This is a genomic window from Streptomyces sp. NPDC059989, assembly GCF_042736975.1.
Lineage (GTDB): Bacteria > Actinomycetota > Actinomycetes > Streptomycetales > Streptomycetaceae > Streptomyces.
Genome location: NZ_JBHWUO010000052.1, coordinates 3,472 through 25,727, shown reverse-complemented (window position 1 = coordinate 25,727; position 22,256 = coordinate 3,472). Strand labels below are relative to the sequence as shown.

The window sequence follows — 22,256 nt, the reverse complement described above, 5'->3', positions numbered from 1 at the left end:
TTCCTCAGTGCTTGGCTGTCGGCGAGGCGGGAGAGGGCTGCGCGAGCGCGGCGGCGAGTGCCGCGAAGTCGGGGAGGCTGGCGACCAGTTCGACATCGACCTCAACACCCAGGCTCTCCTCCAGACGGAGGCTCAGTTCGACCGCGGTGATGGAGTCGCCGCCGAGGGCGAAGAAATCGTCCTCGGGCACGGCCGGCCTGCCGAACACCTCGCTCACGGCGGTCAGTACCTCGTCAATCGGCGTGTCGGACATGGCGCCTTCTCTGCTGGGGGGCGTGGGACGGAATCGGGTAAGGCGGGGAGGCGGACGGCCCTCACGGCTCTCGCCCGGTCATCCGGCGGGGCCGGTGGCCGCCAGACCGGCGAGCATGTCCTCCAGGACCGACCGTGCCAGCGGGCGGTCGGCTCGGTGCCCGTCGTAGAGGAGGTCGATGCACAGGCGGTCGCGGAACTCGGTGCACCGGAGGTGAAGTGCGAAGGTGTCACGAAAGGTGATCCGGTGCAGCGGGTAGGCGTCAGCCGTGATCCGCAGACCGCCGATGCCGTCCGCGACCGCGGAGTTCCCTTCGAACCGGCGCAGGTTGACGTAGATGTCGCGGCTGACGCGTGCGCCGCCGGTCTCCTCCGCCTCCCGGGTCAGCGCGGTGAGGTCCCCGGCGTCGAGCCTCTGGTGCCGGAGCCCGTTGAGCAGTTGATCACGCACCTGTGTCCGCACGGAGAAGGCGTCGGCGCCGGCATCGCGCAGGGTCAGTGGGCAGGAGCCGGCGAACATGCCCACCACGTCCATGTCCCGGGACGCACGCGAGTCCATCGAGGTCCACAGTCCCACTTCGGACATGCCGGTTCGAGCGGCCAGTGCGGTGACGAACAACCCGACCGCCGACTGCAGGACGGTGAAGCGGAACTCGGCGCACAGATCACGCAGCACCGTGACCGTCGCGGCCGGCAGTTCCGCGCTCACCACGCCTCCTTCCGCAGGGTCGGCCCCGGCGGGGCCGGTACGGGGCCAGGAGACGCGGGTCATGAAGGCCAGGCGTTCTCGCCAGCTCGCCTGCGCCTGCTCTCGCAGCCGCTCGCTCGTCCGCTCCCGCTGCCGGACCGCCGCGTCGGCGAACGAGGGGGCCGTGTCCGGCGGGGATCCGCCGTCGCGCAGGGTCTGGTAGTCGCGCCAGACCTCATGCCCGAAGAGGTGATGGGCCCGGCCGTCGAAGACGAGGTTCTGGAAGGTGGCCAGCAGCGCGTGGTGGTTCTCGTCGTAGCGCAGCAGCCTGATGACGAAAGGCCGTTGTGTGCCGTACGACCACGGGGTGACGCAGTCGCGGGACAGAAGGGCCGAAGCGTAGTGGGAGAACTGTGCGGGCGAGGCGGCCTTCACCTTCACCCGTCGGACGACTTCCTCCTCGGCCTCGATGCCCCGGGTCCACTGCAGGGGGTGCGGGCCCGGCACCGGATCCATCTGGAGCTGCAGGGCGTCGTGCCGGACCACGAAGGCGCGTACGGCCGCAGCGAGGGCGTCCGTATCGAGGCCGCCCAGGATCTCGAACGCGAGCTGAGTGTTCTTGTGGGACCAGCCGCTGGAGAGGGTCTTGGTGTGGAACCACTCCTGCTCGTAGGTCAGGGGGAACGGGGTACCAGCCCGTGGGGCAGTCAGGCCAGGCACAGGTACTCCGTTCCGCTCTCCTTGAGGACGGCGGGGGTACCCGCCTCGACGATGCGCCCGTCACGCATGACGACGACCTGGTCCGCCTCGTCCATCACGGTCAGGCGGTGGGCTATGACGACGACGGTGATTCCCGCGTCCAGCAGCCCCCGCATGATGGATTCCTCGAGAACCGGGTCGAGGGCGCTGGTCGCCTCGTCCAGGATGACCAGTTCGGGCTTCTTCGCCAGCGCCCGGGCCAGCACGATCCGCTGGCGTTGTCCGCCCGACAGACCGTGGCCGCCGGGGGCGACGAGGGTGTTGTACCCCATGGGCATGGCTTCGATCTCCTCGTGGATGTGCGCCAGCCCGACCGCCGTGATCAGATCCGACTTGCTGATGTCGTCGCCGCCGAAGAGGATGTTGTCCCGGATGGTGCCGCCGAAGAGGTGCGCGTTCTGGTTGACGTAGCCGATGCGCCGCCGGTAAGTGGGCCGGTCGAGTTCGGCCAGATCGGTGCCGTCGACGGTCAGGGTCCCGCCGGTGGGTGTGTACAGTCCGGCCAGCAGCATGCCGAGGGTGGACTTCCCGGAGCCCGAACGGCCGATGATGGCCATGAACTGCCCTGGTTCGAGTTCGAAACTGACGCCGTCGAGGGTGGGCCGCGGAGCTCCCGGATAGCGGAAGCCGACCGCTTCGGCCTTGATCCGGCCAGGCCTGGCCACGCCGGTCTCGGCGAAGGCGCCCCGCGGTTCGGGGGCCGCTCGCAGGACGTCGTCGAGTTTGGCGACGGTGGGCCGGACCGCGGCCAGCTGGGAGCCGGCGTCGAAGAGGCCTTCCAGCGGGATGAACAGGGCGATCGTCAGTGTCATGAAGCCCATGGCCTCGCCGAGCGAGTAGCGGTGGCTCAGGACCAGCCAGATCCCGGCGACCAGCACGATCAGGGGCGCGGCGAACTGCAGCGTGCGGCTGAGGGACGCGAACAGGGCGAGGTTGCGGCGGGCGCTCAGACGCTTGTTGACCTCATGGACCAAGGTGTGCGACCAGCGCTCCACCGCCCGGCCGTCCATGCCGGCGGCCTTGAGCGTGGTGATGCTCTCCAGCATCTCCACCAGTTCCTCCTGGGCCTTGGTCTGGCGTTCGAGGACTTCTTGGCTCAGTCCGGTCTGCCGGCGCCAGGTCAGAACGAGGATGGCGGTGTGCACGACGACCAGCACGGTGACGAGAAGCGACAGGAGCGGGTTCGCGACGGCAATGACGATCAGATAGACGACGATGAGCAGGCTGTCGAAGACGGCCGAGACCGCGGTGAGGCTCAGGACCTGGACGAGCACGTTGCTGGTGCGGACCCGTAGCGCGAGATCACCGGAGTTGCGCACGGTGAAGAAGTCGTAGGGCAGGTCCGCCATGTGCCCGACGATGCCCAGGGTGAGCCGCTTCTCGATGACGGCCTGGCGCCTGGTGACCAGAAACGATCGCGCCACGGACAAGGAGAAGTAGAGGACGACCAGACCGGCCAGGAGGGCGCAGGCCGTCCACGCTCCGCCGGTGGGCCGGTTGCCGAGGACGCGTTCGACCAGGAATCCGGCGGTGAGCGGCAGGGCGAGTTCGAAGGCCATGAGTCCGGCGGAGGAGGCGAGGATCAGCGCCAGTTCCCGGCCGTGCGGCAGAAACTGCCGCAAGCGGTGCCAGGGGCCGAGGAGTTCACTGCCGCGTCGGCGCCGGCCGGAGTCGGCTTCGAGCGGCTGCTCGAACTCCAGGGCCACGCCCGTGAAGGACTCGGCGACCGTTGCCATGGTGAGCCTACGGCGTCCATGGACAGGGTCGATGACATCCACATGATCTTTGCCGGCTCCCTCCAGGACGACGAAGTGGTTGAAGTTCCAGAACAGGATCGAACCGGGGGACAGCCGGGCCAGGGCTTCCGTGCCGGCGCGTACGCCGCGGCCCTTGACGCCGTATTCGCGGGCGATCTCCAGGAGGGTGCGGGCCGATGCGCCATTGCGTCCGGAACCTGCACGCGCGCGGATCTCGTCGAGGGACACGTCCACGCCGTGGTGGCGCAGCACGGTCACGAGAGCGGCGGGACCGCAGTCGCTGACCTGGGTTTGGAAGCAGAGCTGCAGCCGCGCTCCGCGTGTGCGTCGCCTGAACCGCTCGCGGACCGCCGTCATCCGCTCGGCTGCTCCCGTGGGCCGGGTCACGGCTGGAGCGTGACCGAAGACCGGTCCAAGGCCATCGCTCCTGCGATGGTGTTCGAGCGCCTCGGCGTTGAAACGCGAATCGCCAGGCATGAGTCCCCTCCCGTTGTGAGTCACTGGCCGGTCCGCCCGCGACGAGACGTCCGGACGTGAGCCGCCGGCCCGTCCGCCGAAGAAGCGCAGGCTTCTTCGGCAGACGGACCGCGGACTTCAGATCGTCAGATGACGCAGGTGGGGGAAATCCCGAACTGGCCGCCGACGATGTCGTCCAGCTCCTCTTCCGACAGGTCGGAAATGTCGATGTCGTCGAAGTTTTCCATGACTTCTCTCTTTCGCAGGGGCTTCTTCGCGTCCGTGGATCGGATTCTGTAACCAGAGAACGGTGTCGAGCCACACCAAGAAATCACCGAAAAGCGATGCCCGGATGAAATCCACTACAGGCACCGAACCACCTGACAAGAGGAAGCACAGGGGATGTAATGCATTCACTTCACGTCCGGATGACCGAACGCCTGAACCATAGAGAGCATCATCCGATCGGTCAAGCCTCGATTCACCGTCCGCATTATGCTCAATCCACAGCGCCTACGAATTCCCGCCCGCCTACACCGCGAACTGAATGGGATGGGGCAAGAAGGGAAGAGTTTCGCATAAACGTCCGCACTCATGGTCGCATGAGAATCGACTGGCAGAACGGCAGCCCGGAAAGACTAGTGGATTCCCCATATTTTCGAGTTCCCGCCCGTTCGGCCGCCGGGCGCGCGCACCTCCGGCCGGCGGGACGCGGCCGACGACGACGGGGCCGCGGCGACGGCCGCCGACAGGTCTCGGCCACTCGGGGGAACACCGGCCGGCCCGCTCGGACAGTCACAATTGGCCGGGCCGTGGCGCCCGTTGGCTCCCCGGCGACGCCGAGCGGAAACGCCCTGATGGGTACACTCACCCAGGCCATGGTCTCCTGAGTCTCAGCCGGGAGATGCTCTGAGTGTGTGCCACCCGTGGAGGAATGATCTCGGTGTTGACGATGCAAGAAGCACTGCTGGTGCTGAACAAGTACTGGACCGAACACGGGTGTTTGGTCGTTCAGCCCATGAACACCGAGGTGGGTGCGGGCACGCTCAACCCTGCTACGTTCCTGCGGGTCCAGGGACCGGAGCCGTGGCGTGTCGCATACGTGGAACCGAGCGTCCGGCCCGACGACTCACGTTACGGCGAGAACCCGAATCGGCTGCAGACCCACACGCAGTTCCAGGTCATCCTCAAGCCTGAGCCCGGAAACGCGCAGGAGCTTTTCCTGGGCAGTCTGCAGGCCCTGGGCATCGACACGGCCGCACATGACATTCGCTTCGTCGAGGACAACTGGGCGTCCCCGGCCCTGGGCGCCTGGGGGCTCGGCTGGGAAGTATGGCTCGATGGTCTGGAGATCACCCAGTTCACATACTTTCAGCAGGCAGGCGGCATCACCCTCGACCCGGTGTCCGTCGAGATCACCTACGGCCTGGAACGCATCCTGATGGCGCTTCAGGGCGTCAATCACTTCAAGGACCTCACGTACGCGCCGGGTGTCACCTACGGCGAGGCGTTCGGCCAGGCCGAGTACGAGATGAGCCGCTACTACCTCGACGAGGCCGACCTGGAGACCCAGCGGAGCCTTTTCGAGGCCTACGCGGGCGAGGCACGCCGCATGCTCGACGTGCGTCTTCCCGTCCCCGCGTACTCCTTCGTCCTCAAGTGCTCGCACGCGTTCAACGTGCTCGACGCGCGGGGCGCCATCTCCACCACGGAGCGGGCACGTTCCTTCGCCCGGATGCGCGGGTTGGCCCACGAGGTCGCCGAGTTGTGGGTCGCGCGACGCGAGGAACTCCGCTTCCCCCTGGGCCGCGTGTCGAGCAGCGACTCCGCCCCGGCCGACACCGCAGTGAGCGAGGCTCCGGACCGGGCGGCGGCCGCGGAACCCGTCGGGCCCGAGCAGAGCACGGTGGCCCCGCCGGCCGAGCCGGGGGCGGCCACCCTCGTGGTCGAGATCGGCGTGGAGGAAATGCCGCCGGCCGAGGTCACCCGGACCTCGCAGGCGGTGCGCACCGCGTTGACGGAGAAACTGGGCGCGACCCGGCTGGGACACGGTGAGATCAGGGTCGACGCCAGCCCCCGACGCGTGGTGGCCACCGTCTTCGGCGTGGAAGCCCGCGAGGCCGACTACGAACAGACCGTGCGCGGGCCCCGGGTCTCGGCGGCGTTCGACGCGGACGGAAACCCCACCAAGGCGGCCATCGGCTTCGCCAGGAGCAACGGCGCCGAACCGGCGGACCTCGGTCGCGTCACCGTCGGGGCCAACGAGCACGTCGCCCTCATTCGGCAGGTCGTCGGGCGCTCGGCCGAGGATGTCCTCTCCGCTCTCCTCTCGGAGGTCGTGACCGGCCTTCGCTCCGAGAAGAACATGCGGTGGAACGCTCCGCGGCTCTCCTTCACCCGTCCGATCCGCTGGATCATGGCTCTGCTGGGAGAGCAGGTCGTCCCTTTCACGGTGTCCAGCCTGACGTCGGGACGTACGACGCAGGTTCACCGTGACGCGGTGCCTCCCACGGCGCAGGTGCCGACGGCAGACGGGTACCTGCCCTTTCTGAAGGAGCACGGAATCCTCGCGGACGCCGCGGAGCGGCGGAGCCTCGTGGTGGACGGCGCGGCGCGACTCGCCGAGGCCGTGGGCGGACGCATCCAGACGGAGCAGTACGGCGCGTTGATCGACGAGATCACCAACCTGGTCGAGTCCCCCACCCCGATCCTCGGGAACTTCGACCCGAAGTACCTCACGCTGCCCGCGGACATCCTCGTCACCGTCATGCGCAAGCACCAGCGCTACCTTCCCGTGGTGGATGCCGACGGCAGCATGCTGCCCCACTTCGTCGCGGTGGCCAACGGAACGTGCGACCACGACATCGTCCGCCACGGCAACGAGGCGGTGCTGCGCGCCCGGTACGAGGACGCCTCCTTCTTCTGGAAGGCGGACCTGGAGACCCCGCTGAGCGAGATGAGGGAGAAGACGCACCTCCTCACGTTCGAGGAGCGTCTCGGCTCCATGGCGGACCGCGCCGACCGCATCTCGGCCATCGCCCTCCGGCTGGCGAAGGTCATCGGCCTGTCCGGCACGGACCACGACGTCCTGGAACGGGCCGCGGCCCTGACCAAGTTCGACCTCGGCTCCCAGATGGTCACCGAACTGTCCAGCCTCGCGGGCATCATGGCGCGCGAATACGCCGTGCGCGCGGGCGAGAGCCAGGCGGTGGCACAGGCCCTCTACGAGAACGAACTGCCGCGTTCCGCCGGCGACACGTTGCCCGAAACCCTGCCGGGGGCTCTGCTGGCCCTGGCGGACCGGCTCGATCTGCTGGTCGGGCTCTTCGCGATCGGGGCCGAACCCACGGGCAGCTCGGACGCGTTCGGGCTGCGCCGCTCCGCGCTGGGCGTGGTCAACATCCTCCTCAGCAGGAGCGAGCTGGCCGCGATCAGGCTCGGCCAGGCGCTGGCCATCGCGGCGGAGCATCAGGCCGTCACGGTCGAGCAGAAGCATCTGGAGGACGCGTCCCAGTTCGTGCTGCGCCGCTTCGAGCAGCAGCTGATCGAGTTGGGGCACTCCACCACCGACGTCCGCGCGGTGCTGGTGCGCGGCGACTCGCCGCGGCTGGCCACGCGGACCCTGGAGGAGCTGGAAGGCCTGCAGGGTGACGACCGGTTCGCCACCGTTCTTGCGGCGTTCCAGCGGGTACGGCGCATCGTGCCGGCCGGGCTGGAGGCGGTGTACGACCCCGAGCAGCTCCATGAGCCCGCCGAGCAGGCTCTGCACGCTGCCCTGGCCAAGTGCCGGCATGTCCTCGACGAGGAGACCTCGCTCGTCCGCCTCACCGCGCAGACGGGCGAGCTGGTCGACGCGGTGAACATCTTCTTCGACAACGTCCTGGTGATGTCCGAGGACCCCGCAGTCCGGGCCAACAGGCTGGGCCTGCTCGCCGGAGTGCGCGACCTCGCGGAGGGCATCGTCGACTGGGAGTCACTGGCCTGAGAGGTCCGGCCGACCATTGACGGTTCATGAGCGGGTGCCCGTACGGGCACCCGCTCATGTGTCGGGTCAGTGACCCGCCACGGCTCCGTGCACCGGTCGGTCACGCGACCGGAGCGGTGTCCAGGGCACTTCGGCCGGCACGGCGAGCACGTCGTGCCGGCCGTTCGCATGTCCTCCCCGGAGCCGGTCTCCCCTGCCCCCGCAATCCCGGCGGCTCACGTTGTATGCGCATTTTCGAGGGCGAACCGGCGTGGCTGATAGGATGATCACTCGCCGACCGCCATCGGCTGGCCACCCGCGCACAGGTGATCGATCCAAGCGTGAACCGCTCCCCACGGTGGGTTGGTGACCATGACGAAGGCGTTCGGAATGGTCGAGCAGGGAGGGCCCTGGCGAGGTGACGGAAGAACTGCTCTTCGCCGTTCTCGGGGCGGTCCGTGCATACCGGGGCGACGCGGAACTGCGCCTCGGTCCACCCCAGCTCCGGGCCATGCTGGCGGTCCTGCTCCTGCGACCGGGGCACACCGCGTCGAAGGCACAGCTGGTGGACGCGTTATGGGGTCCCACGCCCCCCAGCAAGGCCACCACCACGATCCGCACCTACGCCTGGCAGTTGCGCATACTCCTGGAACCGGACCGCTCCACGCCGAGCGTGCTCGTGTCGGTCGGCGACGGCTACCGCCTGGTCGTCCCCCCGTCCTCGCTCGACGTGGGGCAGGCCGAAACGCTCACTCGTGAGGCGGCGCAGGCACGTGCCTCGGGCCGGTTGGAGGAGGCGCGCGACCGGCTGGTCCGTTCACTCGACCTGTGGCAGGGAGAGACTCTGGCCGGAGTGCCCGGACCCTTCGCCATGCGGCAGCGTGACCGGCTCGAGGAATTTCGCATCGCTCTGCTGGAGGAACGTTGCGACCTCGACCTGGCCCTCGGCCGCCATCGCCAGGTCATTCCCGACCTGGCGGACCTCACGGCCATGCACCCCCTGCGCGAGCGTCCGTACGGCCTGTTGATGCGCGCGCTCTACGGGGCGGGCAGACAGGCCGACGCGCTTGCGGTGTTCAGCAGTGTCAGGAAGCTGCTGCTGGAGGAGCAGGGCATCGATCCCGGGCCTGAGCTGACCGCCACCTACCGGCAGGTCCTGGAGAACGATCCGGCACTCTCCATAGCGGCCGTCGAGGAACCCGCGGTGCCCGAGGAACCGAAGGCGGCCGAGGAACCGAAGGCGGCCGAGGAACCGAAGGCGGCCGAGCCCCTCCCCGCGGCCGCCCGGGGCCGGGAACTGCTGCCCGTTCCGGCACAGCTTCCGCCGCTGCTGCCCGACTTCGCCGGCCGCACCGACGCCGTCAGCGACATGCACACCCTGCTGACGACGCCCGGACGGCGAGCGCCGACCGTCGTGGCGTTAGCCGGGATGGGCGGGATCGGGAAGACCTCACTGGCCCTGTTCACAGCCCACGGCGTACGGCACGCCTACCCGGACGGGCAGCTCTACGCCGATCTGCGTGGAGCGGACGACAACCCCGCCGACCCCGTCGGCGTCCTGACGGGGTTCCTGCTGTCGCTGGGCGTCGCCGCCGAGGCCGTACCCGACACCCTCGCAGACCGTTCCAAACTCTTCCGTTCGATGCTGGACGGCCACAGGGTGCTGATCGTCCTGGACAACGCACGTGACGCCTCGCAGGTCCTGGACCTGATGCCCGGATCGGCCGGCTGCGGAGTCATCATCACCAGCAGGTCCCGTCTCTTCGGTCTGCCGGTCACCCAACAGCTCAGCTTGGACACCTTCAGGCCCGACGAGGCCCTCTCGCTGCTCGCCGCGGTCATCGGCGCCGAACGGCTCGACGCGGAACGGGAACAGGCCCTCAAACTGCTCCGGCTGTGCGGACTCCTGCCGCTGGCCATCCGGATCGTGGCCACCAGGCTGGCGTCCCGGCCGCGGTGGGCCATCGCGACACTGACCGCCCGGCTCGCCAACGAGCAGCGACGCATCGAGGAACTGCGCGTGGGCGACGTGTCGATCCACGCGGTCTTCGAACTCGGCTACCGGCAACTGCCGCCCGAGCAGGCTCGCGCCTTCCGGCTGCTCGCCGCCCCGGGGTCCCTGGACTTCGGTCTGCCGGTGGCCGCGGCCGCACTCGCGACGGACGAGGAGACGGCGGAGGAACTGCTGGAAGCCCTGGTGGACGCCGCCATGATGGAGTCCCCCGAACCGGGCCGCTACCGCTATCACGACCTGCTCCGCGCCTTCGCCCAGCGCGCGGAACCGGAACACCAGGACGATACCCGGCAGGCTTTCGGCAGGCTGCTCGACTACCTGCTGGCCACCGCGTGCAACGCCTTCGCGCAGGCCGTGCCCGGAGACCCGGTGGCGAACTCCCTCGGCGCGCTGCGGTCCAAGGGGCTGCACTTCGACGACGTCCACACGGCGCGTTCCTGGATCACCGGCGAGATCGGACTGGTGACGGCGGCCGCGCTGCACACCGTCGGCCGGCGGACGGATCCCTACGACGGCCAGTTGCGGACCGCCGTCGACCTGCTCATCGCGGTCAGCCCCTTCTGCGCCGACGTCCGGTTCGAGGGGCTGCGGTCCGCCGCACTGGAGCTCGCGCGGGAGGCCGAGCTCAGGGGCGACCAACGGGTTCTGGGCCGGGCGCAGTTGCTGTGCAGCAGCATCGCCCTGCAGGCCACCCGCCCGTCCGACACCGAGCAGCACGCGCGCCTGGCCGTCACAGCGTCGAGGAACACGAAGGACACGGTCATACTCCGGCAGGCGCTCAACAACCTCGGTGTGGCGGTCATGTTTCTGCATCGGTACGACGAGGCGGTGGCGTGCTTCGACGAGGCGATCACACTCGCCCGCGTCCTCGGCCACAGGTCCGGCGAGGCGGCGACCACCATCAACGCGGCGCTCGCCCGCGTGCGCAGCGGCCGGGCCGCCCAGGCGATACCGGCCTGCGAGACGACGCTGGTGACCTTGCGTTCCATGGGCGACCTTCCGGGGGTCGCCTACGCGTTGTACGTGCTGGCTTTGGCACTGCACGAACACGAGCGGTTCGGTGACGCCATCGCCCGCTACACCGAGTGCCTCGCGGTCTGTCGGTCCGCCGGCATCTGGGGGCGCGAGGCCCACGCCCTGTACCGGCTCGCCGAAACACTCCGCAGGACAGGGCGGTACGACGAGGCGGTGCGGTACGCCACCGAGGCCGTGGTCCGGTGCGAGCAGATCGGAGCCGTGCGGGACCACGCCTACGCGTTGATGGTCCTGGGCCGGGCCGAGGCCGATCGCGGCGGCATCGACACCGCCCGCGTCCAGCTGCGCAAGGCGCACGCGCTCTTCACCGGTCTCGGCCTGCCCGATGCCAACGAGATCCGCCGGATTCTCGATCATCTGCCGGGCGGCTCCGCACCGACGGACCAACCGTGACGGTACCGGTCGCCGACCCATATCGGCACATCGCGTCACGTCGCTGAAATCCCCTCGCCTGGAGCGGGAATGCCGAATAGGCGAGGCACACGTCGAATATACCGGGGATGGACCACGCATATTCCCCGGCGTGCGAGAGTGGGCGTCAGCGGTCGCAATATGCGCCAAAAAGCCGTGGAGCAATCAGTGATTCAGCTCCGGGGCAGCGCGGACCGAATGTGACCCTTTCTTAGGAGGCGTTTTAATGCCCAAACCTCGCGAACAGAAGGACAACCACCTCATCTACGCCGACGCCGTGGGGTCGCGCGGTAAGTCGGGCGTGTGGTTCGGCGATCGCGAAGACTTCAAGACCAAGCAGGTCAGCGTGATGGACGCCGTCAAGGAGCGGATCGAGTGGGTGCCGGTCGAGGACGCCGTCATGGCGATCAGCCTTGACCCGCCGGGCATCGTTCTCATGGCGCCCAACCCGTCGCTGCCCGGCATCATCGTCCTCGCCGACGGTGCGACGTCCGAGAACACCGAGCATCTCAAGAAGCACTACACCGAGATCGTTCAGGGTGTCCTGACGGACGCGAACATCGCGCAAGAAGACTAATCGCTCCCTCCTGCTGCGGTGCCATCGGCAAGCAACGGTGGCACCGCAGCGGGCTTCTCGCCGTGCGGTTCGATTCGACGCATGGCTGGTTCCGTTTCTTTAGGAGTTCACCGTGACGAACGATGCCGATCGACTCTGGAACAAGTATTTGCTTGTCACTCAGGGGGCGGAGGGTATTGTTTTCGATCCCATCTCCCTGGGGAGCGCGAGTCTCACCGCCGACGAGATGAAGCAGATCCGCGACAACGAGCCCCGGATTCTGGCGGAGATGAAGCAGCTGGGCTTCACTCCCGAGCCGCCGGCCGCACCTCAGCGTGATCTGATCTTCGACCGGATCAACAGGCTGGGCATGACCGGAAAGCCGCCGCGGATCAGCGGATACCGCATCGTGGTGACCGACCGCTGCAACATGACCTGTACGTACTGCTTCGTGGACACCAACACGGGCGCCGACGACATCACCATCCCCGACCTCCGCGAAGGGCTCGAGTACCTCTTCGAGCAGAACGCCGGCCAGGACGAGGTCACCATTCAGTGGTTCGGCGGTGAGCCGACCACCCGGTTCGACCTGATGCAGTACGGAGACGAGTACGCTCTCGAACTCGCCGAGAAGTACGGCGTGGGGCGTGTGCAGTTCACCGTCGTCACCAACGGTGTCCTGATCAAGGACCCCATGATCGAGCACTTCAAGAAGTTCAAGTACGGCGTGGGCGTGTCCTTCGACGGGGCTCCGGACGACAACCAGGTCGAGCGGTTCCTGCTGTCGGGCAAGCCTGCGGACAAGCGGATCCACCGGAACATCCAGCGGCTGATCGATGCCGGGGTGCACGTGGGCTGCAACCTCACCCCCACGCCGATCAATGTGAGCAACCTGCCGGACACCGTCGAGTACGTGCTGTCCCTCGGCATCAACTTCATCTACGTCAACACCCCCATCCCGATCTCCGGCCGCTGGCACGTCGACGGCGAGGCGCTGTGCCGCGCGGTGTTCCGTTCGCGGCTTCTGGCGCTGTCCCGCGGTGCCATGCTGTTCTCCTCGCTCGACCGCATCTATCAGGCCCTGGACACCCGCCTGCCGAAAATGTACGAGCACATCCAGCAGGACGGCGGCCTGAACGCGGCCCTGCTGTCCCGCGGGCGCATCTCCATCCTCGACCTGAACTGGCGCGACGAGTCGTTCGTCTTCCCGATCAGTCAGCTTCGGGAGCAGCCTGAGCTGCTGGCGGGAGCCGCCAAGAACCTCCTGCCGGCGAAGGAGTGCGGAGAGTGCCCCGCCGCCGCCGTCTGCGGTGGTCCGTCCCGCAACGACGTCTCGCTCCGGAACAACCCCGAGCCCGATCCGCAGATGTGCGACTTCTTCCAGGTCGGTCTCGAACTCGCCCTCACCGACCAGACGGGATTGCAGTGACCGACAGCCTCGGAGCACTCCGGGGAGTGCTCGTCTCGACCGCCGACAACTGCGAAGTGAACTGCCGGTTCTGCTTTCGGGCCGATGTCGGACGCGACGTCCTGAGCCTCGACACCTACGCCCGGGCACTGTCTCGGCTCCACGAACTCGGCGTGGACGAGCTGTGCTTGTCCGGCGGCGAGCCGACCGACCACCCGGAGTTCCGTCAACTCGTGCGTGTCGCAGTCCAGTTCGGCTTCCGCACCTCGGTGGTCACCGCCGCAAGGACCGGCCCGCGACTCGATGCCATCGCCGGAGTCGCCGGCATGCTCAGTCACGTCACGGTCTCCGCCGACAGCCGTAGAGCGGACGAGATCGGCCGCACCGGCCGGACGATCTCCTCGACGCCGAAGGTCTTCGAGGCGTTGGGACACCGTCGGGCGAGCCTGCATGTCACCGCATACGAGCTGGACGAAGCCGACCTGAAGGCCATCGTCTCGGTGGTCGAGACGGCCGATGTCCCGGTGGAGGTCAGCCCGCTGCTGCCGTCGTCGACGTTCCGTTTCGAGAATCCCCACCTCAAGCGCGACCTGGCGTTGATCGAAACGTTCTTCGGCATGTCGGAGCAGTTGAGGACAGTGGTGTCGGACTACCACGAGTGGCTGCGCGGCCCGGTCGTCCGGTCCTGCCAGTCCGCGCGGCTGTACCTGTCCGCGGACGGCTTCCTGCGCCGCTGCCCCTACGACAGCTCTCAGCAGGTGTCGGTCTTCGCGGCACGGCAGGAGATCCGCGAAGCGCTCGAGCAGTCGTTCTGCGAACCACCGGCCACCGGTCTGGCCTGCATGGCGATCTGCCGTTCGGAATCCCAGGAAGGGTGAGTTGTCCATGAACACGATGCAGGATCAGCCGTCCGTGGTGATCGGCACCATGCGCTGCTCGGGGTCCTTCAACGGCCTGATGGTGCTGGGCCGCGACGCGGACGAGGGCCGGGAGTTCGTCGAGGGCGCGATCGCTCGGGGCTTCACCACGTTCGACACCTCGCCCGTGTATGCCCGCGGGAGAGCGGAGGAGGACCTCGGCGCGCACCTTCCCCGCGACGCGTCGGTCTGGACCAAGGTCGGGATCGACACCACCACTCCCCTGCCCACCCTGGACTACAGCCTGGAAGGAATGGCCAAGTCGCTGCAGGGAAGCCTGAAGCGGCTCGGGCGCGACCACGTCGAGGTCGCCTTCGTGCACAATCCAGAGCCGAGGCGGCTGTCGGACATCGACTTGGCCGGGTTCGCAAGGCACTGCTCACAGACGGGGCAGGCGGATCTGGTGGGCGTCAGTGTGCTCCTGCCGGACGTGAGTCTGCCTCAGATCGCCGGCAGGCTGCCCGCCGGCAGCGTGGTCATGTGCGAGGCGGACCAGCTGGATCCGCAGGACACGAACGTGACGCGCCTCCTCGCCGACTACCGTCTCGTGGTCCGCAGTCTCTTCTCGGGCGGCTCTCGGCTGCGGGCGGTACCGCCCGAGCGCAGGGCGGAGGCGATCGCCGCCAGGATCTCCGAGATTCACGAGATCTACCGCCCCGAAGCCGTGGTCATCGGCCCTCGGACCGAGGAGCAGCTGGATGGCTACGAGGCGGGGCCGGCCCGGCTCACGTCCGCTGCTCGGCACTCCGCACCCGGGCGGTCCCGTGTCACTCGATGAGGCGGAGGTCGCGCAGCAGCTGCGGGTGTTCGGATTCGCCCACCTCCGGGGAGCCGCCGCGGACACCGTGGAGGAACTGCATCGTGCTTTCGGCCGGCTGATCGATCTGCCGGCTGACGGTACGCCGAACGAGAGGGTCACCAGGTTCGACGCCCTCAACGAGATGCCCGAGCTGGGGCTGGTCTCCGGATCGGCGTGGGTGGACGCGATCTGCGGGGCGTTCTTCGAACGCAACCACCAGGTCATCACCAGCGATGCCAACGCGCTCGTCGGCGACTCGTACTGGCACTCGGACGGTTTCTACACCACGCCGTTCCTGCGTTTCGCTCTGTACCTGGACACCACCGCGCACGACACGGGTGCCCTGCGCTTCCTTCCCGGTTCGCATCGAGCCGACAACGGCTGGCTCGGGGAACCGACCCAGCACGTCATCAGGCACAGGGAGGACCTCGGTCTCACCGGTGGCGACGTTCCGGCGGTGGTCGTCGAGTCCCAGCCCGGCGACGTCATCGTCTTCGACACGAACGTCCTGCACTCGGCATGGCACGGCGGCATACGACGGCAGCTGGCGTTCAACTGTGTCGGTGACCCGGCGACCGAGACCGAGCAGCGCGACACGCGTCGCTACTTCCTCAACCGCTACGTCTCCGGATCGGTGTCAATCGGATGAGACTCACCTCTTTGTCGGTGACCGACGCCGAGGTCACCCGCTTCAGGACGTTCGGATTCCTTCACCTGCGCGGCGTGCAGAACGACGTCGTGGCGGCCGTCGCCGACGCCTTCGAAGACGTCTTCGAGAACTTCCCGCAGGTCGGCCGGCAGGGGCGTGCGGGCGTCGCCCGGATCGCCGAGCGCAGCGCGGTGCTCCAGAAGGTGCTCCTGGCCGACGACCGGTGTCCTGGGGTGGCACGGAGGCTGCTGGGCACGGACGTCGTCTATGTCGGCGGCGACGGAGTCCGCTACAACGGTGCCACCTACTGGCACCGGGACGGCAACCACCGCGCTCTCCGGCTCCTCAAGATAGTCCAGTATCTGGAGCCGCTCGACGGCGACACCGGAGCGCTGCGCTTCATTCCCGGCACCCACCGCAGAGGCGGGAGCTGGGACTCGTTCGCCGCCGAGATGGAGAACCCGCTGCGTCGCCTCGGGATGCGGCCCGCCGAGGTGCCGGCCTTCACCGTCGGCTCCTCCCCCGGTGACCTCATCGCCTTCGATCCGCACTCCTACCATGCGTCGTTCGGCGGTGCCGACAAGCGGCGGCAGATCACCACGACGTATGCGGCCGTGCCGCAGTCGGCAGAAGCGCGACAGGAGCTGACGAGCTATCTGCTCGCCGACCGATCTCTCCTGTAACCCCCTCCCCCGGTACTACGTCAGCCTCAAGAAGCGCGTGAATTGAACGGGTTGGTTTGTGATGGACAACGTAACGGCGGAGACCACGGTGCCGCAGATCCCGACGGACCGGGAAGCGGAACCGGTCAAGTGGTTCGACGAACTGCGTGAGTCGCACGGTGTGCACTGGGACGCGATCACGAACACGTGGTACGTGACGCGATACGACGACGTGTACGAACTTCTCCCTGATCCCCGGCTCGGCGCCCAGGTGGAAACCTATTGCCCGCCCTCGCTGACGGAAGAGCAGGAGAACACCTACTGGCGGGTGACGGAGTTCATCGACCGCTGGCCCGTGTTCTCCGATCCGCCGCGGCACACCGGTATGCGGCGTCTGCTCCTGCCGCTGTTCACGCCCGCCGCCGTTCGGCAGATGGTCGCCGCGATGGCGGATTCCATCGCGGCGACCAGTTCCACGGTGACGCCCGACAGGCTGTTCGCCGATGTCGTCAGGCCGGCTCTGGCAGCCGGCCTGAGCGATCTCCTGGACGAGGATACGGACGGCTTGGCACAGCTCGCCGACTGCGCCACCCGGATCCTGGCCGTCGGGCCGATCGAGACGTACGACCCCGCCATCGGGCGGCTCGCGGAAGAGGCCGTGGACGAGCTGACCGGGCTCGTCGCGCAGCGCTGCGCGGTCCCCCGGGGGGTCCTCGCCTCGGCGCTGAGCCGCGCTCTGTCCGACGGGACGTTGGATCTTCTGGACGCGACCGCGATATACGCCCAGCTGGTGAGTGGCGCGCTGGAACCCACCGCGGCGGCTGTCGCACGCCTGTTGGAGGCGTTGACCGGCCCGGAGAGCGCCGCCGTCGACCTCAAGGAAGACGTCGACGGGGCCGTGGACGAGGCGCTGCGGCTTGCCACGCCCTTCCACTTGGCCACCAGGCGCGCGCTGTCCGATCTGACCCTGCACGGTCACACCGTACGGGCCGAGTCGCGCGTGGTCCTCGTACTCGTGGCAGCCAACCGCGACCCGAGGCGGTTCGCCGACCCGGGCACCTTCCGTGCGGACAGGACCGGGGCTCGCCATGTCGCCTTCGGGCGGGGCCGGCACGCGTGTCTGGCCGCCGGACTCACGCGGCAGGTCATGAGGGAGATGATGCTGCAACTCGCGTCGGCAGGCCTGTTGGAGCAGCTGCCTCGGCTGACCGCGGTGTGGAAGGGGGACTTCGGGGCGCGTTTCGCCGACGACCTCGTGGTCACGCGGGACGCCTGAGGCAGGCCGCAGGGGCACGCACCGGGCCGTCGCGGTCCCCTGTGCCGTGACGAGCGCCGGCAGGGCCGCATGGACCGGCGACCGTCGCCCCTCTCCGGCCCGCTCCGCCGGCTCCTGAAACGCAAGCGCCGCGCGGTGGTCCGCGTTCCCATCGATCCCCGCTTCCAGATAAGGCATCACGATCATGGTCAAACCGGACAGCCTGACAGCCCTTCGCCCGGACAGCTTTCAGCCTGATGCGGAAAGCACGAAGGCCGGACACACCAGAAGTTTCGAGGAGACGTGGGACTCCCTGAAACCACTGCTGCCTCGCGTCCCCGTCACGCGCGTGTACGACACCACCCCCCTGGATTACATCAGCTCCCCCGTGTGGTCGGCCGTGACCCCTCTGGCCAAAGACCTGACGGTGAGCGCGGGAAAGGGGGCGACGCCGATCGCGGCGAAGCTCAGCGCCGTCATGGAGGCGATCGAGCGAGTCTCGGCCGAGGAAATTCCGGCCCTCCGGATCGTCAGGGGTTCCTACAAGGAACTCGCTCCCGCCGCTGCGGTCGACCCGGAGGACTTCAGCCTGCCGCAGGACACGACGTACCGGCCCGACGCCGTTTTCTCCTGGACGGGGGCGTACGACCTGGCGCAGGGGGGCCATCATCTGGTACCGACCGACCTCGTCCTCAATCCCTCCACGGAAGGCATGACGGCGCGGATCGAGACCAACGGGCTCGCCTCCGGGAATACGTATTCAGAGGCGGTCCTCCACGCGGTCTGTGAGCTTGTCGAGCGCGACGCGGTGTCGGAGGAAGCGTTTTACTCCGCTCACCACGACCCGCTTTTCTCTCCTCGTCGACCTTTGAGGGTCATATCCCCGGAGTCGGTTCCAGCCGGAACCGCGAAGGAGTTCATCGACGCGCTGACCGGTCAGGGTCTGGTTGTCCGGATACAGGATCTGACCAACGTGATCGACGTTCCGGTCATCCGGGTCGTCCTTTTCGACGACGGCTACTTCGGGCAGGAGGGCAAGCTGACCTACTTCCCCGGGTACGGGGCCGACCTCCAGCCCGAACGGGCGCTGCTTCGCGCTCTCACCGAGGCGTGCCAAGGTCACGCCAGCTTCGCCACGGGCGCGCGAGAGGTGTTCGAGACCGGGCGCGCCAGACGCAGGCCGGCCGAGCTGAAGCGGATCGACTCTCTTTACCGGAACCCCGGCTCCCTGGCGTTCCCGCAGGCCAAGGACGGCAGCGGCAACATCCTGCAGAACATACACACGGTCGTCGGCCGGCTGCGGGACGCAGGACACGAAAAGTGCCTGGTGACAGAACTTACCCGCGAGGATCTCGGCGTGCCGGTGGTTCGTGTCCTGATTCCGGGCCTCGCGTCTCCCTACGGCGAGAGTTCGCGAACCCCTACCCTCCGCCTGCTGGAATCGGTGATCTGAGCCATGAGAACCACCATATTCACCGGGCCGTCCCTGCCGCCGGGCGAGGCACGGGCCCTTATGCCGCAGGCGCACGTCCTTCCCCCCGCGAAACGCGGCGACGTCTACCGGGCCAGAGAAATCGGAAGCTCTCGGATCCTCATCATCGACGGATCATTTTCGCAGGTGCTCCCGGTGTCACCGCGAGAGGTCGTCGAGGTGGCTCGCGACGGCGCTCAGATCGTCGGGGCGTCCAGTATGGGGGCCATACGGGCCGCGGAATGCTGGCCCGTTGGCGTCCACGGTGTCGGAGCCGTCTACAGGATGTACCGGTCCGGCCTCTTCGATTCGGACGACCCCGTGGTGGTCGCGACGGATCCCGACGACGACCACTCGGCGGTGAGCGTCGCCCTGGTCAATATCCGTGCGGCGATCAGAAAGCTGTACGGTCTGAAGCTGATCACCCGGTCCCAGAGTGTGGAGCTTCACCGGGTCGCCGCCGAATCGTACTATCCCGACCGGGTCTGGCGGCTTCTGTTCAAGAAAGCCGGGATCGATGACCCGAGTGGCGTGATAGGTGAAGTCGCAGCCTCCGTCGACATCAAGAGGGTGGACGCGCTGAGGGCTGTTCGCTTTCTTTCGCTCCTGCCCGACGGGGCACCTGCCGATGGCAACGGCCGCCGATTCAGCCAAGGGCCCCGATACGCCTCGCACGACCCGCTTCTCGGCCACAGCCGTGAAGAACTCGATCTGTCACTCCCTCCGTTCATCTTCGGAACCGGCCGGTATCAGAAATACATCCGGTTCCTGCTGGCCGGACAGCTCGATTTCGCAGGACTGAACACCGGGAGCGATTCGAAGCTGTCCCGAAATCCCTCGGTCGAGCCAGCTCTCGCACGCCTCTTCCTGGACATTCCGTCACTGTCCGCAAACCTGATGGACAAGATTCATCAATTCAGGCAGTTCGAGACGGAAGTGATGCTGTGGCATGCGGTTCACCGGCTGAAGGATCACAAGACGAGCAGAACGGAGGTGACACCTCCGCATGAGACCAGGGTCAGGGACTCGATAGCGAAGGCCCACGGCTATGACAACTGGGACGCGCTGACAACCGACTTGCGTGACGACGCTCTGCCCAGCGGGGTCCCCCTCAGCTGGATCGAGGAATCCTGTCACGACTTGACTCTCGCCCGGTCCTGACACCCTCGGGACCGCCGAGCGGCGACACCGACGGAGGCCGGCGGCAGGAGCAGCGGTCTGGCCCGGTCGAAACGGTCGGCTGGAGGATCCCAGGGCTCCTCCAGCACGGCCAGCCCCTCCGGGCCGCCCTGGCGCCAGGCGGCGACCGCGCGGGCCAGGTCGCCCGGTGTGCGGCTGACGGCATCAGCGGGCGCAGAGGGCGCGGGTGGACGCGGTCAGGCCGGGGCCGGGGCGGCGGCGAGGCGTACCGATCCTGCCAGAGGGTCAGTTCGCCGACCGGGTCGTGTCCGGTGGCGAGCATCGCGTGGGCGCGGGCGGCGGCGTCCGTGGCGAGCTGGTCCAAGGTGAAGGGGTCGGGTCCGCCGGGCACGCCCGGGTACACGGGTGGCTGCTGGTCAGTGCGTCGAGCACCTCGCGTTCCCCGCGACCGCGCAGCAAAGGCAGGACGAACGGGTCGGCGTCCAGCAGCCGCGCGGTCTGGTAGCAGAGGGCGGCCGCGTGCTTGCAGGGGTGCTCGAAGTCCCGGTGCAAGGGGGTTCGAGCTGGCCGGGCCCCGGCAGCACGCGATACGGCCGCGGCCGACTCCCCTGCACGTAGGCGAGGACCAGCCCCGGCGTCACGGTGATGGCATCCACCTGTCCCTGCTCGGCGTACCCGCGCCCGCGAGCCAGCCGCTTCGCGTCCAGCGTGCCTTCCTCCAGCGCCCGCACCCAGGCGTTACCCCACCAGGTCCCGGCGAGGTCGGCATGGGACGGCGGGGCCGGGAAGGAGGGGAAGGTGCGGCGCAGTTCGGTGGCGCGCTGAGGGTCGCCATGGTGCCGGGCAGGCGTGGGGAGGCCGCAGGTACGGCGGGCCGCGGTTCCGTGGGATCCGTCTCGTGGTGGCGCGCCGCGATGGGGTGTGCCTCGTCCTCTCGGGGCGTTGCGCCGGAGGTCGCTGCTCGGCCGGGGCGTCGGTCCGGGCCGGCTCCGGTTCCGGTTCCTCCTTCGACATCCTGAACGCGGTCCCCCAGGAACTGCTTCAGGTCACGGGCGGTGCGGCCGCGGGCCGTCTCCTTCGCCGTCGGCGAAGGCCGGCGTACCGCGCGGTCTGGGGACGCTTCGAGAGCCTCCGCCGCAGCCGTCTCGTCCCCGCAGGCGCGGGGTCGACACTTTCTGACGTGGGGGTTTTGCAGCGAAGGGGACCGCTTTCGTATAGTTGCTTCTAGGAGCGACCCGGCATCACCAGCGTATCGACGGTGATTGGGCCTGATGGCAGATGCTCCAGCACACAAGCAAGTTGGCGGCGCCCACCGTGCTCACGGCCGACGAGCCCCGGCGGATAACGGATTTCCTGGCCGGCATCGATGTCAGCGTCGCCCAGATCTCCGAGCGCAAGCTCGGCCTAGAGGCGAGGTTTCCCGAGTTCCTCCACCACCTGCTCCCACCGACATGGGCCACCGTCCGCAGCGATGTGCTCCGTGAGCTGGAGCAGGCCGAACGGAATCACGTGACGAGCTGCTTGAACGGCTGGCTCCGCTGGCCGGCTGAACAGCATCGTTTGACCGCCCCGAGGCCGCTCCACCCTCAGGACCTGCCCCGTTCCGCTGCGTTGGCGGCAACAAGCCTTCCTCCGTTCCACACGGAGACGGCCCTGTCGCTCCGAGAGCACATGAACGACAAGGCCCTGCCCAAATCCCGGTGGGCGGGCGGCATCGATGTCTGCACCACAAGATGACACCTTGGGAATGGGCCAGCAGACCGGAGGAAAGCTCGTCAGAAGGCCATCCGCGTGACGCCGACGACGAATGCCGCAGGCGCTACTCCACGGAAGTCCACTGTGGGGTTAGCCGGGCGACCTCGAGTCGGACGCGTTCGAGTGTCCGTCGGAAGCCGTCGCGCCCGATCACGTCGGCGTCAATCAGCTGCGTCGCCGATGCGTTTGTGGCGCACCTTGACCGGGTCAAGGTGGGCCCCAAAAGCGCCCAGAGGGGGTGGTGCCCCCCCGGGGGCTTTTACACAACAGACGCGGCCGACGCGTACGATGGGGGAGATATCGGGGGT

15 protein-coding genes and 1 pseudogene are annotated in these 22,256 nt (G+C 68.1%); 12 read left to right on the top strand and 4 right to left on the bottom strand.

Annotated features, from left to right (window positions below; all coding sequences use genetic code 11):
- Positions 1–4 precede the first annotated feature (4 nt).
- From ACFWBN_RS32445 to ACFWBN_RS32435, 3 genes are all read right to left on the bottom strand, one after another.
- The gene (locus tag ACFWBN_RS32445; protein WP_385182871.1) at positions 5–253 is read right to left on the bottom strand and encodes an acyl carrier protein; all 249 of its coding nucleotides are present in this window, start codon (positions 251–253) and stop codon (positions 5–7) included.
- Positions 254–331: 78 nt separating this feature from the next.
- On the bottom strand, positions 332–1,660 hold the full coding sequence (locus ACFWBN_RS32440) for a condensation domain-containing protein (protein WP_385182868.1): 1,329 nt from the start codon (positions 1,658–1,660) through the stop codon (positions 332–334).
- Positions 1,648–3,843, bottom strand: a complete 2,196-nt coding sequence (locus tag ACFWBN_RS32435) for a peptidase domain-containing ABC transporter (RefSeq protein WP_385182865.1) — start codon at positions 3,841–3,843, stop codon at positions 1,648–1,650. The genes ACFWBN_RS32440 and ACFWBN_RS32435 overlap by 13 nt, the downstream gene beginning before the upstream one ends.
- A 1,021-nt stretch (positions 3,844–4,864) precedes the next feature.
- Between ACFWBN_RS32435 and ACFWBN_RS32430 the strand changes: the two genes are divergently transcribed.
- The 11 genes from ACFWBN_RS32430 to ACFWBN_RS32380 all read left to right on the top strand — a co-directional run bounded on the left by ACFWBN_RS32430 (position 4,865) and on the right by ACFWBN_RS32380 (position 20,214).
- A complete protein-coding gene (locus tag ACFWBN_RS32430; RefSeq protein ID WP_385182938.1) occupies positions 4,865–7,897 on the top strand; it encodes a glycine--tRNA ligase in 3,033 nt (1,010 codons plus the stop codon).
- 397 nt (positions 7,898–8,294) lie between these two features.
- Positions 8,295–11,318: a BTAD domain-containing putative transcriptional regulator gene (locus ACFWBN_RS32425; RefSeq protein WP_385182862.1), complete on the top strand. Its 3,024-nt coding sequence runs from the start codon at positions 8,295–8,297 to the stop codon at positions 11,316–11,318.
- 244 nt (positions 11,319–11,562) lie between these two features.
- Positions 11,563–11,913 carry a hypothetical protein gene (locus tag ACFWBN_RS32420; protein ID WP_385182859.1) on the top strand — a complete coding sequence of 117 codons (351 nt, stop codon included), beginning with the start codon at positions 11,563–11,565 and terminating at the stop codon, positions 11,911–11,913.
- Positions 11,914–12,139: 226 nt separating this feature from the next.
- Positions 12,140–13,321: a radical SAM protein gene (locus ACFWBN_RS32415; protein ID WP_385182856.1), complete on the top strand. Its 1,182-nt coding sequence runs from the start codon at positions 12,140–12,142 to the stop codon at positions 13,319–13,321.
- Positions 13,318–14,178, top strand: coding sequence for a radical SAM protein (locus ACFWBN_RS32410; RefSeq protein WP_385182854.1), 861 nt, complete (start codon positions 13,318–13,320; stop codon positions 14,176–14,178). Before ACFWBN_RS32415 ends, ACFWBN_RS32410 begins: the two co-directional genes overlap by 4 nt.
- A 7-nt stretch (positions 14,179–14,185) precedes the next feature.
- Positions 14,186–14,995 carry an aldo/keto reductase gene (locus ACFWBN_RS32405; RefSeq protein ID WP_385182851.1) on the top strand — a complete coding sequence of 270 codons (810 nt, stop codon included), beginning with the start codon at positions 14,186–14,188 and terminating at the stop codon, positions 14,993–14,995.
- Positions 14,982–15,665 (top strand): phytanoyl-CoA dioxygenase family protein, encoded by a 684-nt coding sequence (locus ACFWBN_RS32400; protein WP_385182848.1) that lies wholly within the window; start codon positions 14,982–14,984, stop codon positions 15,663–15,665. Before ACFWBN_RS32405 ends, ACFWBN_RS32400 begins: the two co-directional genes overlap by 14 nt.
- Positions 15,662–16,348, top strand: coding sequence for a phytanoyl-CoA dioxygenase family protein (locus tag ACFWBN_RS32395; protein WP_385182846.1), 687 nt, complete (start codon positions 15,662–15,664; stop codon positions 16,346–16,348). Before ACFWBN_RS32400 ends, ACFWBN_RS32395 begins: the two co-directional genes overlap by 4 nt.
- A 61-nt stretch (positions 16,349–16,409) precedes the next feature.
- A complete protein-coding gene (locus ACFWBN_RS32390) occupies positions 16,410–17,603 on the top strand; it encodes a cytochrome P450 (protein ID WP_385182843.1) in 1,194 nt (397 codons plus the stop codon).
- A 184-nt stretch (positions 17,604–17,787) separates the two neighbouring features.
- A complete protein-coding gene (locus ACFWBN_RS32385) occupies positions 17,788–19,035 on the top strand; it encodes a YcaO-like family protein (protein WP_385182840.1) in 1,248 nt (415 codons plus the stop codon).
- A gap of 3 nt (positions 19,036–19,038) precedes the next feature.
- Positions 19,039–20,214, top strand: a complete 1,176-nt coding sequence (locus ACFWBN_RS32380; protein WP_385182838.1) for a TfuA-like protein — start codon at positions 19,039–19,041, stop codon at positions 20,212–20,214.
- Between the two features lie 44 nt (positions 20,215–20,258).
- On the opposite strand, the pseudogene ACFWBN_RS32375 reads toward ACFWBN_RS32380, so the two are convergent.
- A pseudogene (locus tag ACFWBN_RS32375) lies at positions 20,259–21,079 on the bottom strand (hypothetical protein); the annotation flags it as partial.
- Positions 21,080–21,507: 428 nt separating this feature from the next.
- On the opposite strand from ACFWBN_RS32375, the gene ACFWBN_RS32370 reads away from it, so the two are divergent.
- On the top strand, positions 21,508–21,930 hold the full coding sequence (locus tag ACFWBN_RS32370) for a hypothetical protein (protein WP_385182835.1): 423 nt from the start codon (positions 21,508–21,510) through the stop codon (positions 21,928–21,930).
- Positions 21,931–22,256: the final 326 nt, after the last annotated feature.

Excerpts from the sequence above, each read along its gene's own strand:
- ACFWBN_RS32445 (WP_385182871.1), bottom strand. The coding sequence starts at position 253 with ATGTCCGACACGCCGATTGACGAGGTACTGACCGCCGTGAGCGAGGTG.
- ACFWBN_RS32430 (WP_385182938.1), top strand. The coding sequence starts at position 4,865 with ATGCAAGAAGCACTGCTGGTGCTGAACAAGTACTGGACCGAACACGGG.
- ACFWBN_RS32420 (WP_385182859.1), top strand. The coding sequence starts at position 11,563 with ATGCCCAAACCTCGCGAACAGAAGGACAACCACCTCATCTACGCCGAC.
- ACFWBN_RS32415 (WP_385182856.1), top strand. The coding sequence starts at position 12,140 with ATGAAGCAGATCCGCGACAACGAGCCCCGGATTCTGGCGGAGATGAAG.
- ACFWBN_RS32405 (WP_385182851.1), top strand. The coding sequence starts at position 14,186 with ATGAACACGATGCAGGATCAGCCGTCCGTGGTGATCGGCACCATGCGC.
- ACFWBN_RS32395 (WP_385182846.1), top strand. The coding sequence starts at position 15,662 with ATGAGACTCACCTCTTTGTCGGTGACCGACGCCGAGGTCACCCGCTTC.
- ACFWBN_RS32390 (WP_385182843.1), top strand. The coding sequence starts at position 16,410 with ATGGACAACGTAACGGCGGAGACCACGGTGCCGCAGATCCCGACGGAC.
- ACFWBN_RS32385 (WP_385182840.1), top strand. The coding sequence starts at position 17,788 with ATGGTCAAACCGGACAGCCTGACAGCCCTTCGCCCGGACAGCTTTCAG.
- ACFWBN_RS32380 (WP_385182838.1), top strand. The coding sequence starts at position 19,039 with ATGAGAACCACCATATTCACCGGGCCGTCCCTGCCGCCGGGCGAGGCA.